The following is a 14,159-nucleotide window of genomic DNA, read 5'->3' on the forward strand; positions in this document are numbered from 1 at the left end:
GGGCGAATGTTCTGCATCGGCGGCAATTCCGGCGCCACGACCTGCCGCGCTTGATTCGGCGCGCATCTTCCAGGAGTCGCAACATGCAAGAAGAACGTTCCGCGCCCGAACGGCGCAAAGGCAACGCGGGCTCGTGGGCGCTGATTGTTGCCGCGGTGGCGGTCACCGTGGGCGTGCTCGGTTATGTCGGCGGTTGGCTGGCGCCACACCGGCTCACGCCCAAACGCCTGGTGGACCAGCTGCAAGACAACGCCGGCACGTTCGCCGGCTATCGCCGCAATCACGCCAAGGGCGTGTGCGTGACGGGTTACTTCCAGAGCAACGGCCAGGCCCAGGCGTATTCCGACGCGCAGGTCTTCGCACCCGGCCGCACCCCGCTGGTCGGTCGCTTCGCGATACCCGGCGGCAATCCGTATGCACCGGACAGCAGCGTGCCGATCCGCAGCATGGCGCTGCGCTTTGCGCAGGCCAACGGACAGCAGTGGCGTACCGGCATGAACAGCATGCCGGTGTTTCCGGTGTCGACGCCGCAAGCCTTCTACGATCAGTTGAAGGCGCAGCAACCCGATCCGGCCACCGGCAAACCGGACCCGACCAAAGTGGCAGCATTCTTTGCCGCGCATCCGGAAACGGCGGCATTCCGCGCCTGGGCGAAGACGGCGAAACCGTCCGCCAGTTTCGCGACCGAAAGCTACTGGGGTCTCGATGCGTTCGTCTTCGTCAACAGCGCCGGCAAGCGGCAGCCGGTGCGCTGGCGCATGGTGCCCGAAGCCACCGATACCGGCAGCAACGCAGGCAACGGCGGCAATCCGGACTATCTGGCGAGCGACCTGACGCAACGCCTGTCGCAGGGGCCGCTGCGCTGGCATCTGCTGGTGACGCTCGCGCAAGCGGGTGACCCGACCAATGACGCCACCAAGACATGGCCGGCCGACCGCCCCACGATCGACGCCGGCGCGCTGGTGCTCGAGCACACCGAGCCGCAGGAAAGCGGCCCCTGTCGCGACATCAACTATGACCCGCTGGTGCTGCCCGACGGCATCGAGGCCTCCGACGACCCGCTGCTGCCCGCGCGTTCGGCCGCCTATGCCGACTCCTACCTGCGACGCACCAGCGAGGAAGCCCACCTGCCCGGCACCGCCGTTGCGCATCCGAAGCCGGAGATCAAGCCATGAGGTCCGACGCGAACACCTTCTCCCTGCCCGCCCGTGTGCTGCACTGGCTGATGGCCATCATGATTCTGGCGATGCTGTTCATCGGGGTCGGCATGGTGGCCTCCGTATCCGAGCGCCATGAATGGCTGCTGCGCATCCACAAGCCGCTGGGCATCGCGATCCTGATCCTCGCCGTGGTACGGCTGACAGTACGCCTGCGTCATCCACCGCCCGCACTGCTGGCCGATCTGCCCGCCGTGCAGAAACTGGCGGCGCATGCCTCGCACTGGTTGCTCTACATCCTGATGCTGGCGATGCCGCTGATCGGCTGGGCCATGCTTTCGGCCGGCGGTTATCCGGTGATGCTGAGCGACTCGCTGCGGCTGCCGCCGATCTTCCCGGTCAGCCCTGTCGCCTTCGCCGTCCTGCGTCACATGCACAGCTGGTTCGCGCTGCTGTTGTTCCTGACGTTTCTCGCCCACATGGCGGCGGCGCTGTATCACGGACTGATTCGCCGCGACGGGGTGTTGTCGAGCATGATCCATGGCGGAGACGAAACGAAGCTGATCGAGCCAGCCGCGTTGCCGGAGGCCGGCGGTCTGAATCATGCATTGAACGGCCCCGATGGCGTCGCGGATACCACACAGGCTCCTGTGCGTCCCGACTAGTCCGCAAGTACCACGATCTCATGGGCGCATGAAGATCGGCGGACGTGACGGTCGGCCAGGTCATGGTTCGGCATGAAGCGAACCATCAGCCCGGCGACGGCGCCCTGGCCACCACATGGCCGCCTGAATGCGTCTGCAGGATCAGCGCCGCGCGCATCCGCGTGGCCACCTTCTTCATTTGCGGATCGCTGCCGAAGTGCGACTCAAAGTAGTCGACCGTATCTTTCAGTCCCGCCCGCGGCTGGTGCTCCTGGATATCGGCACGCAATATCCAGCCATAGGGGTTCTCCGGATGGAGCTTGATGAGCTGGTCGGCGACATCCCAGCCCTTGTTCCAGTCGTGCGCCCAGTGCACCAGCATGTCGCCGAGCTGACCCAGCACCCACATGTCGTCGGGGTCGATCGCGAGCGCCGCACGAAAATCCTGCTCGGCATGCGCATAGTCGTCCATCGACTCATAGGCATGGGCGCGGACCTTGAACGCATTCTCGTCGCGCGGCGAGGCCGCGATCACCCCGCTGGCCTCGGTCACCGCCCATGCCGCCTCGTCGAAATCGACCAGATCGTAGGCGCGACGAATCCGTGCGTCATCCTGATTCGGGTCGAACCGCAACGCCTCGGACAGATAGATCAGTGACACTTCGGGATATTCGCCGCCGCTGGCGGAGTTTCCCGCTTTCACCAGGCAGCCGCTGCTTGCGGCCTGGTCGAGCGCTGCCGGATACGCAGCCAGTTCGGTGGCCTTGTCGCAATTGCAGTTGTCGACCTCGTAGAACGGCTCTTCCGACTGCAGCAGCACCAGCAGCGGATTGTCCTTCGCGTGGGCCTGCGCCTGGTCGGCAAGCTGCCTCATCGCCCGCAGCGAGCCACCCCATTTCGGTTGCTCCAGCCACATCTGCATGCTGTAGATCGAGTAGTTGTCGGGCGCGATGGCTAACCCGCGCCTGGCAGCATCGAGCGCATAGGCACGGCCAAGACTGAGGCCGCCGGCCTTGACCATGGCGCTGTACGCCGGCGTGAGCCGAGGATCGAGCTTGATCGCGTGGCGCAGGTCGGTATCAGCCTGGGCCAGCAGTTTATCCATCGCATCGATGTTGCTCTGCGGCGTGTCCGCCATGTAGCCGCCGCCGCGCGCCTGGTAGGCCATCTCCACATAGGCGTAACCACTGGCGGCCCAGGCGAAAGCACTGTTCGGCGAATCGCGCTTCCATGCATCCAGCGTCGGGCGGATATCGAACGAACCGTTGTAGAAATCCTCGTAGAACGTGCGGTCCAGCCGCCCGTGGGCATCGGGCAGGGTCAGCTGATCCTGCAGTGCCTGCGCGAGGCGGCGGTCGGCTTCCGCGGCGTGGCCGCCCTGGACCAGTTGCTGCACCTCGGCAAACGAGATCACCGGCTGGTAGCGGTAGTGGCAATACGCACTCACCGCGTCATGCGGCCAGTGGCTGCGTGGCGGATCGGGATAGGCGAGGCAGCGCTGCAGCGGATCCTTGATCGTTTCGGCCCGCTTGGCGGCGTCGAGAAACGTATTCGCCTCGGCACGCGTGAAGAGGTGACGTTTGGCAGGGTCCAGATGAATCGGTGCAGGCAGGTGCGCCAGGCGGGCCTGCATCTGGGTCTGCAGATGGGTGATCTGCGCCATTCCCGACCAGATGCCCCATGCCCACTCGCCGATGCCAAGCAGGATGATCGCGACAATCAACAGCCAGCGTGGACCCATGTCTTGCCTCCCCCAGGCAGATGAGCGCCGACATTATCACCGGCCCGGCGTTGATGTCAGTCCAGCTCGCTCGCGTTATCAGCACGGTGCCTGGCAATGCTCATCGAAGGTCATGTGCATCGAAGTGTGGTATCTCTTCGCGCCCTCTTCGCATGACGTGGTCCCTAGTAAGCCCCGATGCTGCGGATGGCAGTAGCGGTATTTCACGCCTTGCATGCAACAAGGCACCGAACAGCTCGCCTGCATGAGTTCCATGCACAGACCAAAGGACGCCCAAGATGAGTGTTACCTCGCCGAACGGGCCATTTGTGATGGTGGTGGAAGACGATCTGATGATTGCCGCCACGCTGGAGATTGCGCTTGAGTCCAGGGACTACCGGATACTCGGCCCGGTCTCCACGGTGGAGGAGGCACAACAGCTGCTTGAGACGTCGGAACCGGATATCGCACTCATCGATTACCGGCTGGCCACGACGACGACCGAGATCCTGCTGTCACCGCTCAATTCGCGGCACATACCGATATGCGTCCTGACCGGAGCGGACGAGCTGCCAGCGGTCTATGCGGGCTGCACGGTACTGCAAAAGCCGTTCCGGCTGAATGCGTTGCTCGATGCGCTGCAACAGACGCGACCGCACTAATCAACTTGACCGACAGCTTGCGCCAGCACGGTCAGGCAGCACTGCACGGCATCCTGAAGACAAAGCAGGTGCCGGTCTCGGCAGTCGATGAAACACCCAGGGTGCCGTGGTGCGACTTCGCTACTTCCGCCGCGATGTACAGGCCCAGCCCCAGGCCCGGTTGCGGGGCCGCTTCCGCACTACGGGTGAATGGCTGAAACAGGCGATCGATCTTTTCAGGGGGAATCGGCGGGCCGCCGTTGGTCACGGACAGCATGAAGCCCTGCGCGTCCGTCATTGCCGTGACGGCTACCGGCTGGTCGGCCACACCGTGGACAACCGCATTGTTGAGCAGGTTCGCCAGCAACTGTGCGATACGGCGCGCGTCGGCCTTGATGGGTCGTTCGATGGCCATGGCCACACGGATGTCACAGCCCGGATGGCTTTCCTGCACTTCGGCAATGACATGGCCCAAAGCGACGGCGAGATCGTCGGACCGCTGCAGCGCCACCGGGATACCGCCTCCAAGCCTGCCACGCGCAAAGTCGAGGATGTTCTCGATCATCTCGGCCATGCGGTCGCAGCTGCGCTGGATGTGCTGGACGACTTTCTGGCTGCGGCCATCCACCTGCGTCTGCAGGATGTCCGCGCCTACCTGGATCGCACTGAGCGGGCTGCGCAGATCATGCCCGAGCACCGCGATGAACTGCTCGCGCAGTTTTGCCGTCTGCTGGGCATCCAGCAGCGCGCTGGTGCTTTGTTCGAGCCGTTCCGCTGCCTCGAGCTCCGCTGCAATCAGCTTCGCGAACAGTTGCAGCGTCTTGACGACACTGGGATTGTCGAGCTTGGCCGGCAGCGGATCGAGCGCGCACAGCGTGCCGAAGAATTCGCCGCCGGTGCGGAAGATCGGGATCGAGACGTAGCTTTCAAAGCCGTACTGCTTCGGCGTCGGGTGATGCGCGAACTGTGGATGGCCGCTGGCCTCGCCGAAGATGATCGGCTGGTGGTGCTGCCGGATCTCGTTGCAGATCGTGGATTCCAGCACCAGCTCGCCGCCGGGTTGCAGGCCGAAACCGATCTGGTCGTACACCGAGCAGGCTGTCCACGTGGTATCGGTGACGCGGGCAATCGCCGCAAAGCGCATGCCGGTCGTATGTGCGACGGCCTGCAGGATCATCGGCACCGAGCCGAGATGGCCGATCGCCTCCACATCGGCGGCGACCGACCTGTAGGGCGAAACTGCAGGCATACCGTTTGTGTCCATGGCCGGGAGCTTAGCGGTACGGCGAAAAACTTGTCAGCACGAATCGATCGAGGCAGCGGCGGGTTGCGCTATGCAGCCGGCGACGACAGTCGCGGTCCCGTCACCGGCCTGCCAGGGCATGCGGTCCGGCACTGGCGATCCGGCCTACCAGGGCGGAGGCTGTGGCGTAGCGCAATGCACTGGGAGAAGCGCATGTCACGCAAACCATGGTTGTCGCTCCTGCTGCCGATGATCTGCCTGCCCGGCGCGTTTGCGGCGACAGCGCTGCCCGGCACGGACAAGGCGGCATGCGAGGTATGGCAGCGCGAGCTGTCGTTTGCCCGGAGCGTGCAGCAGCACAACACCGCTGCATTCGCATCACATATCGCGACCGATGCGGTATTCGATGCGAACACCGGCAGGCCGGTGCGCGGATCGACGGCGATCGTCAAAAGCTGGGCGGCGATCATCGCCGGCAGGACCGTTCAGCTGAGCTGGTATCCGCAACATGTCGTGGCCGCGGGTGACGGGAATCTCGCGTATTCCAGCGGCGCCTACCTGTTCGAGGATCCGGCGCCGAAAGCGAATCCGCGTTACACGATCGGCAAATTTTCCACGGTGTGGCGGCGGGACCAGGATGGCGTGTGGCGTGTCACGTTCGATGGCGGCGACGAGGGCAAACCGGCCAGCGACGCCGAAGCGGCGGCATTTCACGCAGGCCTGCAACTCCGGTGCCCGGCAGGTGCCGGCAAGGGCTGACTGGCGGCCTGGCATTGATGTCCGAAAACGGCGAGTCTGCTGGCCTGTCCGGTGCTAGCCTGCACGCATGTCCGAACCTTCCATCGCCACCCTGCCCGACGTCCATGTCTGCGAAAAAGCGCGCCTGAGCCGCGACGCGCGTTTCGACGGGCTGTTCTTCACTGCGGTCACCAGTACGCGTATTTACTGCAGGCCGGTGTGTCCGGCCCCGTCGCCGAAGCCGGCGAACATCCGTTATTACGCTAACGCCGCCGCCGCGGAGGCAGCGGGCTTCCGACCCTGCCTGCGCTGCCGGCCGGAGCTGGCTCCTGGCAATGCGGTATGGCAACGCGGCGAGCATGTGGTGGCACGCGCGTTGAAGCTGATCGACGCAGGCCTGTTGACGGATCACTCGCTGGAGCAGCTGGCGGCACGCGTCAACATCGGTGCGCGCCAGTTGCGCCGGTTGTTTGTCGCGCATCTCGGCGCGCCGCCGATGGACGTGCACACGACACGCCGCCTGCTGTTCGCGAAGCAGTTGCTGACCGAAACCGCACTGCCGGTGACCGAGGTGGCGCTGGCCTCGGGCTTCGGCAGCCTGCGTCGCTTCAACGCCGCATTTGCACAGGCGAACCGCATGCCGCCGCGCGAATTGCGCCGACAGCCGCGCGCGGCAACCGGTGAAGCACTGGTGTTGCGGCTAGGCTATCGGCCGCCATACGACTTCGAGGCCTTGCTGAGCTTTCTGCGCACGCGTTCGCTGCCGGGCGTGGAGCTGGTCGATGAGCACAGTTACATGCGGGTGTTCGGCCCCGCCAATGCACCGGGCTGGCTGCGACTGAGCGCGTGGCCGAAGGCGGAGCATGCATTGAAGCTGGAATTGCATTGCCCGCAACCGGCGCAACTGCTGTCGGTAGTGACCCGGCTGCGGCGGATGTTCGACCTCGATGCGGACCCGCAGGCGATCACCGCCACACTCGGTGCCGGTGGCGTGCTGAAACCGCTGCTGCGCAAGCGCCCCGGCTTGCGTCTGCCGGGCGGATGGGATGGCTTCGAGATCGCGGTACGTGCGGTGCTGGGCCAGCAGGTCAGCGTCGCCGCCGCACGCACGCTGGCGACACGCATCGTGCATCGCTACGGCGAACCGCTGGCGATGCCGCTGATGCCTGGACTCGAACGGCTGTTCCCTTCGCCGGAGCGATTGGCTGAGGCGGACCTGCGCGAGGTCGGCGTGACCATCGCGCGCGCCGCCACGATCCGCGGCATCGCGCAGGCGTTGCTGGACGGCCGCATCGATTTTCGTGCGGAGCAGCCACTGGACGAATTCGTGGAGCGTTGGGTTGCCCTGCCCGGCATAGGCGAATGGACCGCGCACTACATGGCGATGCGTGCACTGAGTCATCCGGATGCGTTCCCCGCCGCCGACTTGATCCTGCGCCGTGTGGCCGCCGGTGATGCACCCGAGCTGAGCACGAGGGCACTTACCGAACTGGCCGCCGCATGGCGCCCATGGCGCGCGTATGCGGTGATGCATCTATGGCGCAGCGCAAGCGATGCAGCGCCGGTAAAACGGAGCAAATCATGAGCACCGAAACGATCCACTACGACGAGATGCGCTCGCCGATCGGCACACTACGCCTGGTGGCTGATGCACAGGGCCTGCGCGAGGTGTGGTTCGAAACCGGTCGGCATCAGAAAGTGCCGTCACCGACATGGGTGCATTCGTCCAGGGCACTGGCTTTCGCACGGGTGCAGCTGGAGGAATATTTCGCCGGCGAACGACAGGTATTCGAATTGCCGCTGCATCCGCTCGGCACACCGTTCCAGCTTGCCGTGTGGGAGGAGCTCGAGCGGATTCCCTATGGCGTCACGATCAGCTACGGCGAAGTGGCCCGGCGCATCGACCAACCCGCCGCCGTGCGTGCCGTGGGCGCCGCGAACGGGCGCAACCCGCTGCCGATCGTCGTGCCCTGCCATCGCGTGATCGGCAGCAACGGCAGCCTCACCGGCTTCGGCGGCGGCCTGCCGACGAAGCGGTTTCTGCTGGCGATGGAAGAGCGTGTCGCGCGGGGTGATCTGTTTGGTGGCCCGCAATAAGTTGCCGGCGCGTCACCGGATCTGCCCCCACCTCGTCATTCCGGCGCAGGCCGGAATCGCACTTGCTTCTCACCTCACCACCGATAGATGGCTGGTTCGTTGCCAATGAAGCGATTCCGGCCTGCGCCGGAATGACGACTCGGGACTACGCGCAGGAGTCGCGGCTTGCGGCTGCACAGCTGCCTGATATCACTTGATTTTGCTCGATATTGACGCCCTGAAATTTTCATGTATACACTGTATACATGAAGAAACTCACCACGCCGGAGAAGATCCTCCGCGCCGCCCACAAGCTGTTCGACCGCGAGGGTGCCGACGCCGTAAGCATGCGCCGCGTCGCCGACGCCGTCGGCATCACGCCGATGGCGATCTACCGGCATTTTCCGAATCGCGAGGCGCTGCTGAAGAGGCTGTCCGACGACGCCTTCAACACGACTGCGCAAACCTGGACACAGCGTGCCAGCGACCCGGACGTGCTCAAGCGCCTGATGGCGTTGCTGGAGCCCTACCTCGACTACGCGCTGGCGCACCCGCACCTGTTCGACCATGCCTTCTCGGTGCGTCGCGACGATGCACGCCGTTATCCGGAAGACTTCCACGCACGCCGCTCGCCGACATTCAATGTCGCCCTGGACACGGTCATCGAGGGCATGGTGCAAGGCGTGCTGAAACAGGACGACCCGTACGACGTCACGATGGCGGTATGGGCGCAGCAGCACGGCCTGATCGCGCTCTACCGCGCCGGCCGCTTCAGTTACGACGAGGCGCAGTTCCGCGCCTTCTACCTGCAATCGCTGGGGAGATTGATCGATGGCATCAAGGCTTGATCGTTTCGCGTTGCCGGCATGGCTGACAACGACCGCACTGGCCGCGCTGTGCTGGTGGTTCGGCAGCGGCGTGCACCCGCTGTGGTGGCTGACCTGGCTGGCACCGCTGCCGGTGCTGTGGCTCGCGCCACGGGTTCGCGCCCGCTGGGCGGCGCTGGCGGCCTTCGTCGCGTACGCGGTCGGTGGGTTCGATCAATGGGGCTACCTGCACGGCTACATCGGCCTGCCAATGGCGACGATCATCTATGCCATCGGCATGCCTGCCCTCGTGTTCGCCTTGTGCGTGCTGCTGTTCCGGCGGCTGTTGCTGCGTGGCCACGCGCTCGCGGCCACGCTGGCGCTGCCGGTGGTGTGGGTCGCCGTCGAATACATCAGCAGCCTGACCTCGCCGCACGGCACGTTCGGCAGCATCGGCTACACGCAGATGGATGCGCTGCCGGTGATCCAGGTTGCCGCCATCGCCGGCATCTGGGGCATCGGTTTCCTGGTGCTGCTGTTGCCCGCCGCGATCGCCGTGCAAACCGTGGCCGAAGCGCCGAAGCGCAGCCGCATGTCGGCTGCGGCGATGACCGCGCTGCTGATCGTGGCCGCCATCGGCTACGGCAGCTGGCGACTGCAGGCACCGGCCACGTCGACGCTGCGCATCGGCCTGGTATCGCTGGAGAAACCGATCCGCCCCGCACTGCACGATGCCGATGGGCAGGCGCTGGAAGCGCGTTACGTGGATGCAATCGGTCGCCTCGCCGACAAGGGCGCGAAGATCGTGCTGATTCCGGAAACCTCCTTCGCCACCGCCGACGCCAGCGTGCCCGCATTCGCACAGCTGGCGCAGCAGCACGACCTGATCGTGGATGCGGGCATCGACTTCAAGGGTGATCCGCACGCCGAACGCAACATGGTGATGGTGTTCCGGCCGGGTACCGCCGCGCCGGCCACCTACAGCAAGCATCACCTGATCCCCGGCTTCGAAAGGCAGTACACGCCGGGCGACAACTACACCCTGCTCGACGGCACGCCACGGATCGGACTGGCGATCTGCAAGGACATGGATTTCCACGACATCGGCCACGCCTATGCCGCCCGCGATGCGCAACTGCTGCTGGTGCCGGCGTGGGATTTCAGCATCGACGGCTGGCTGCACAGCCGCATGGCGATCCTGCGTGGTGTGGAAAGCGGGTTCGCGATCGCACGTGCCGCCCGGTCCGGTCGCCTCACCTTGAGCGACGACCGTGGCCGCGTGCTGGCCGAAGCCTCCAGCGAGAAGCACGATGCCGAGCTGGTGGGTGAGCTGCCGCTGCACGAGACACGGACGCTATACGCGCGCTGGGGCGACTGGTTCGTCTGGCTGGATCTGGCCACGCTGATCGTGCTGCTGACGCTGGCCTTGCGTCCCATTCACCATTGAGGCCGGCACCATTGAATCGGGTGCCACTGAAGCGGGCGCTCAGCCGCTGCTGGTCGGTGCCGGTTGGGTCCGCGGCACGACGCGCGGAAGGTCAGCGGCGTTCTGCTGGCGATTCAGCAGGTCCTGCTGGCTGGCACGATCACGATCCTGCTGTGCGCGGTCGGCCTGCTCGATCTGCTGCTGCGCCTGCGCATTATTGGCAAGCGGCAGTTTGGCGTTATCCGACACATTCTGATGCAGCTGCTGTTGCTGCTGGCTCTTCTGCAGTTGGTCGCGCGTCTGCTGCTGTTGCACGGTCTGCTGGTACTGCGCGGCCTGTGCCCGGGTGGACTGCGCGGCACAGGCCATGCCGAGGGGTGCCAATACGGCAATGCCGACTAGCACCAGTGCATGCGTAACGGAAAAGTGCGTGATGACACGTGTAATGGTCATGGCAGTACGCGATCATGTGGGGATGACTTGTCGCATCGTAGGACTCCCCACATGAAAATCCCGTTTCGCCCGCTACTGTGTTTGCTGGTGGCATTCAGTGCCGGTTGTGCCACGCAACCACCTGTCACGCCGACATCTGCAGCGACGAGCGTCAACCAGCCCGCACCGCTGCTGCTGATCTCGATCGACGCCTATCGCCATGACTATATCGACCGTGGTCTCAGCCCCACCTTGGCAATGCTGGCGAAGACCGGTGTGCAGGCGGCGTCGATGCAGCCCTCGTTTCCGTCGCTGACATTCCCGAACCACTACACCATCGTCACCGGCCTGTACCCGGATCACCACGGGATCGTCAACAACACGATGTTCGATCCGCAACTGGGCAAGTTCTCGCTGGGCAACCGCAAGGCGGTCAGCGACGGACGCTGGTGGGCCGAAGGTACGCCTATCTGGGAAACCGCCGATGCACATGGCCTGCGTACCGCGACGATGTTCTGGCCCGGCGCCGAGGCAAACATCCACGGTCACCACCCGGATGAGTGGATGCCCTACGACGGCAAGGTGACACCGGATCAGCGGGTCGATCAAGTGCTGGCATGGCTGGACCAGCCAGCCGGGCAGCGACCGACCTTCCTCACCCTGTATTTCGATGCGGTCGATCACGCCGGCCACAAATACGGACCGGATACGCCGCAGGTGGACGATGCGCTGCGCGAAACCGACGAAGCCATGACACGGTTGGTGCAGGGACTCAAGCAACGTGGCCTGTTCGACAAGATCAACCTGATCGTGCTGGCCGATCACGGCATGGCCGGCGCTCCGCTGTCGAACAGCGTACTGCTCGACAAGCTGATCCCGCTCGACCAGGTGCAGACCGTGGCCATGGGCATCCTGGCCGGATTCAATCCGAAAGACGGCAGCGCTAAGGCGGTCAGCGATTTCGCCGCGATCGAACATCAGCTCGAACAGCCGCAGCAGCACATGCAGTGCTGGGACAAGACGCGGGTGCCGGCGCGCCTCCACTACGGCAGCAATCCGCGCGTGCCGCAACTGCTGTGCCTGGCCGATGTCGGCTGGCGCGTCACCACCACCGATTACCTGGAAAGCCACAAGGACAATGTCAGCATCGGCGAACACGGCTACGACAATGCCGATCCGCTGATGCAGGCGCTGTTCGTGGCGCACGGCCCGGCGTTCCGCGTGGACGCGAAGGTTCCGGCGTTCCCGAATGTGGACGTCTATCCGCTGATGACCCACCTGCTCGGCTTGCCGGCCGCTGCGAACGATGGCGATTACGACGCGGTGAAGGACATGCTGAAACCCGCCTCGCGGTGAGCCTTTGCCCCCTCCCCTGCTCGCAGGGGAGGGCTGGGGTGGGGTGCTCTTGCCCGGACTTCAGATCAAGAGCCTTACCCCCTCCCGGCCTCCCCCTGCGAGCAGGGGGAGGAGGAATGCAGGCGCTACGGCATCGCGCCCCGGCTCATCGGCGTGGGCGGCGTCGCCACGTTCACCAGCGGCGGCAGGCGGAACAGCCGCAATGCAATCAGCAGGCCGGCCAGCACCAGCGTACCGACGAACAGCGCCACACCGTTCCAGCCGTGCGCGGCGTAGAACAACCCGCCGCTGGCACCGGCCACGCTCGATCCCATGTAGTACGAGAACAGGTACATCGACGAAGCCTGTGCCTTCGCCGCGCCGGCGCGGCGGCCGACCCAGCTGCTGACGATCGAATGGCCGCCGAAGAAACCGAAGGTGACCGCCACGATGCCGAGCATGATCAGCAGCAGCGGCTTCATCATCGTCAACGCCACGCCGACCAGCATCAGCGCGAACGCCGTCCACAATACCTTGCGCCGCCCGAGCTGGCCGGCCAGGTGGCCCATCCATGCCGAGCTGAACGTACCGACCAGGTAGATGCCGAAGATCAGCCCGACCACCGCCTGGCTCAGGTTGTACGGCGGCGCCAGCAGCCGGTAGCCGAGGTAGTTGTAGACGGTGACGAAGGCGCCCAGCAACAGGAAGCCCTCGGCGAACAGCCATGGCAGGCCAGGGTCGCGGAACATGCCGCCGAAGCGACCCAGCAGCGTGCGCCAGCGCAATGGCTGTGGCACGAAATGCCGCGACGGCGGCAGCGCACGCCAGAAGATCAGCGCGGCCAGCACGCCGATCACGCCGACCACACTCACCCCGAACCGCCAGCCGAAGAAATCCGTGAGCACGCCGGTGATCAACCGGCCGCCCATGCCGCCAACCGCACTGCCACTGATGTAAAGGCCCATGCCCAGGCCGATCGACTCGACGTCCATTTCCTCGCTGAGATAGGTCATCGCCACCGCCGGCAGCCCGCTCAGGGTCAGCCCAAGCAGGGTGCGCACCAGCAACAACGCCGGCCAGTTCGGCATCATCGCGGTCACCAGCACCAGCAGCGCGGATGACAACAGCGACGCCACCATCACCGACTTGCGCCCCCAGGCATCGGACAGCGCGCCGGCAAACAGCATCGCGAACGCCAGCACGCCGGTGGTCAGCGACAGCGACAAGGCACTGACCGCCGCGCTCACGCCGTAGTCATGGCTGAACTCCGGCATCAGCGGCTGCACGCAGTACAGCAGACCGAACGTGGCGAATCCGGCAGCAAACAGCGCCAGGTTGGTGCGCCGGAACGCCGGCGTGCCGTGATGGATCGTCGATGTCGCCTCGATGCCGTTCATCGGCACAGTGTAGTCGCCGCATCGTGCCGGTGGTCGTGCTACTCGGCGTACCCTCGCGCAAAGAACGCCACGATCAGTCCGAACAGCAGCATCGCCAGCAGGTTCTCGACAAGCGACAGTGTCGTGAAATGCGGCTTCGGCCACGCCGCGGAGAGTGGCACGACCACATATTCCATCACCACGAACACCACCACGCCGTACAACACGCCAGCCGTCACCCAGCGCCGGTTCAACCAGGTCAATTGCCGCGCGGCAAACACGAAGATCGCCGCGATCAGCAATGACATCGCCCACTGCAGACCCAGCCCCAGCAGCGAGACCGGCATACCGCCCTGGAACGCAGCCTTGCCCAACACGCCGCTGGCAATGGCGCGCAGGATGACGAGAGGGCTGAGCCCGTTGATCAGCGATGCAGCACCGATGTCGATCGTGCCGGCGACGAAGCCGCCGTAAAGGATCGCGGTCAAAGTGGATGAACGTGTGTCTGTCATGGACGATTACCCTCGGGCCAGAGCCACGCAGCGAATGGAAGTGAATGCCACTT

General features: G+C 65.0%; 14 protein-coding genes. 9 read left to right on the forward strand and 5 right to left on the reverse strand.

The window, feature by feature from the left end:
- The first annotated feature begins 83 nt into the window (after window positions 1–83).
- Together ACYVKM_RS11320 and ACYVKM_RS11325 are read left to right on the forward strand one after the other, a co-directional pair.
- Entirely contained in the window at window positions 84–1,175 is a 1,092-nt protein-coding gene (locus tag ACYVKM_RS11320) for a catalase family peroxidase (protein WP_460877683.1), read from the forward strand.
- On the forward strand, window positions 1,172–1,822 hold the full coding sequence (locus tag ACYVKM_RS11325) for a cytochrome b (protein WP_460877684.1): 651 nt from the start codon (window positions 1,172–1,174) through the stop codon (window positions 1,820–1,822). Before ACYVKM_RS11320 ends, ACYVKM_RS11325 begins: the two co-directional genes overlap by 4 nt.
- Before the next feature lie 85 nt (window positions 1,823–1,907).
- Here the strand turns inward: ACYVKM_RS11325 and ACYVKM_RS11330 are convergent, their stop codons facing one another.
- Window positions 1,908–3,542, reverse strand: a complete 1,635-nt coding sequence (locus ACYVKM_RS11330) for a tetratricopeptide repeat protein (protein ID WP_460877685.1) — start codon at window positions 3,540–3,542, stop codon at window positions 1,908–1,910.
- A gap of 278 nt (window positions 3,543–3,820) precedes the next feature.
- On the opposite strand from ACYVKM_RS11330, the gene ACYVKM_RS11335 reads away from it, so the two are divergent.
- A complete protein-coding gene (locus ACYVKM_RS11335) occupies window positions 3,821–4,183 on the forward strand; it encodes a response regulator (RefSeq protein ID WP_460877686.1) in 363 nt (120 codons plus the stop codon).
- Window positions 4,184–4,214: 31 nt separating this feature from the next.
- Here ACYVKM_RS11335 and ACYVKM_RS11340 read toward each other — a convergent pair whose 3' ends face one another.
- On the reverse strand, window positions 4,215–5,411 hold the full coding sequence (locus ACYVKM_RS11340) for a GAF domain-containing sensor histidine kinase (protein ID WP_460877687.1): 1,197 nt from the start codon (window positions 5,409–5,411) through the stop codon (window positions 4,215–4,217).
- Between the two features lie 207 nt (window positions 5,412–5,618).
- Here ACYVKM_RS11340 and ACYVKM_RS11345 point away from each other — a divergent pair, with 207 nt between their 5' ends.
- The 5 genes from ACYVKM_RS11345 (at window position 5,619) to ACYVKM_RS11365 (ending at window position 10,472) form a co-directional block, all read left to right on the forward strand.
- Complete coding sequence (locus tag ACYVKM_RS11345) at window positions 5,619–6,164, forward strand: YybH family protein (protein WP_460877688.1); 546 nt, start codon at window positions 5,619–5,621, stop codon at window positions 6,162–6,164.
- A gap of 67 nt (window positions 6,165–6,231) precedes the next feature.
- Entirely contained in the window at window positions 6,232–7,728 is a 1,497-nt protein-coding gene (locus ACYVKM_RS11350) for a DNA-3-methyladenine glycosylase 2 family protein (RefSeq protein ID WP_460877689.1), read from the forward strand.
- On the forward strand, window positions 7,725–8,240 hold the full coding sequence (locus ACYVKM_RS11355) for a methylated-DNA--[protein]-cysteine S-methyltransferase (protein ID WP_460877690.1): 516 nt from the start codon (window positions 7,725–7,727) through the stop codon (window positions 8,238–8,240). The genes ACYVKM_RS11350 and ACYVKM_RS11355 overlap by 4 nt, the downstream gene beginning before the upstream one ends.
- Before the next feature lie 245 nt (window positions 8,241–8,485).
- On the forward strand, window positions 8,486–9,067 hold the full coding sequence (locus tag ACYVKM_RS11360) for a TetR/AcrR family transcriptional regulator (RefSeq protein ID WP_460877691.1): 582 nt from the start codon (window positions 8,486–8,488) through the stop codon (window positions 9,065–9,067).
- Entirely contained in the window at window positions 9,051–10,472 is a 1,422-nt protein-coding gene (locus ACYVKM_RS11365) for an apolipoprotein N-acyltransferase (RefSeq protein WP_460877692.1), read from the forward strand. The genes ACYVKM_RS11360 and ACYVKM_RS11365 overlap by 17 nt, the downstream gene beginning before the upstream one ends.
- Window positions 10,473–10,511: 39 nt before the next feature.
- On the opposite strand, the gene ACYVKM_RS11370 is transcribed toward ACYVKM_RS11365, so the two are convergent.
- Complete coding sequence (locus ACYVKM_RS11370) at window positions 10,512–10,904, reverse strand: hypothetical protein (RefSeq protein ID WP_460877693.1); 393 nt, start codon at window positions 10,902–10,904, stop codon at window positions 10,512–10,514.
- 51 nt (window positions 10,905–10,955) lie between these two features.
- Between ACYVKM_RS11370 and ACYVKM_RS11375 the strand changes: the two genes are divergently transcribed.
- Complete coding sequence (locus ACYVKM_RS11375) at window positions 10,956–12,239, forward strand: alkaline phosphatase family protein (RefSeq protein ID WP_460877694.1); 1,284 nt, start codon at window positions 10,956–10,958, stop codon at window positions 12,237–12,239.
- A 125-nt stretch (window positions 12,240–12,364) separates the two neighbouring features.
- Here ACYVKM_RS11375 and ACYVKM_RS11380 read toward each other — a convergent pair whose 3' ends face one another.
- Together ACYVKM_RS11380 and ACYVKM_RS11385 are read right to left on the reverse strand one after the other, a co-directional pair.
- Window positions 12,365–13,615, reverse strand: a complete 1,251-nt coding sequence (locus tag ACYVKM_RS11380) for an MFS transporter (protein WP_460877695.1) — start codon at window positions 13,613–13,615, stop codon at window positions 12,365–12,367.
- A gap of 38 nt (window positions 13,616–13,653) precedes the next feature.
- Entirely contained in the window at window positions 13,654–14,106 is a 453-nt protein-coding gene (locus ACYVKM_RS11385; protein ID WP_460877696.1) for a hypothetical protein, read from the reverse strand.
- Window positions 14,107–14,159 lie beyond the last annotated feature (53 nt).

The sequence above is a fragment of the Rhodanobacter koreensis genome, from assembly GCF_054782855.1.

Excerpts from the sequence above, each read along its gene's own strand:
- ACYVKM_RS11375 (WP_460877694.1), top strand. The coding sequence starts at position 10,956 with ATGAAAATCCCGTTTCGCCCGCTACTGTGTTTGCTGGTGGCATTCAGT.
- ACYVKM_RS11325 (WP_460877684.1), top strand. The coding sequence starts at position 1,172 with ATGAGGTCCGACGCGAACACCTTCTCCCTGCCCGCCCGTGTGCTGCAC.
- ACYVKM_RS11355 (WP_460877690.1), top strand. The coding sequence starts at position 7,725 with ATGAGCACCGAAACGATCCACTACGACGAGATGCGCTCGCCGATCGGC.
- ACYVKM_RS11370 (WP_460877693.1), bottom strand. The coding sequence starts at position 10,904 with ATGACCATTACACGTGTCATCACGCACTTTTCCGTTACGCATGCACTG.
- ACYVKM_RS11385 (WP_460877696.1), bottom strand. The coding sequence starts at position 14,106 with ATGACAGACACACGTTCATCCACTTTGACCGCGATCCTTTACGGCGGC.
- ACYVKM_RS11380 (WP_460877695.1), bottom strand. The coding sequence starts at position 13,615 with ATGAACGGCATCGAGGCGACATCGACGATCCATCACGGCACGCCGGCG.
- ACYVKM_RS11360 (WP_460877691.1), top strand. The coding sequence starts at position 8,486 with ATGAAGAAACTCACCACGCCGGAGAAGATCCTCCGCGCCGCCCACAAG.
- ACYVKM_RS11335 (WP_460877686.1), top strand. The coding sequence starts at position 3,821 with ATGAGTGTTACCTCGCCGAACGGGCCATTTGTGATGGTGGTGGAAGAC.
- ACYVKM_RS11340 (WP_460877687.1), bottom strand. The coding sequence starts at position 5,411 with ATGCCTGCAGTTTCGCCCTACAGGTCGGTCGCCGCCGATGTGGAGGCG.
- ACYVKM_RS11330 (WP_460877685.1), bottom strand. The coding sequence starts at position 3,542 with ATGGGTCCACGCTGGCTGTTGATTGTCGCGATCATCCTGCTTGGCATC.
- ACYVKM_RS11345 (WP_460877688.1), top strand. The coding sequence starts at position 5,619 with ATGTCACGCAAACCATGGTTGTCGCTCCTGCTGCCGATGATCTGCCTG.
- ACYVKM_RS11320 (WP_460877683.1), top strand. The coding sequence starts at position 84 with ATGCAAGAAGAACGTTCCGCGCCCGAACGGCGCAAAGGCAACGCGGGC.
- ACYVKM_RS11350 (WP_460877689.1), top strand. The coding sequence starts at position 6,232 with ATGTCCGAACCTTCCATCGCCACCCTGCCCGACGTCCATGTCTGCGAA.
- ACYVKM_RS11365 (WP_460877692.1), top strand. The coding sequence starts at position 9,051 with ATGGCATCAAGGCTTGATCGTTTCGCGTTGCCGGCATGGCTGACAACG.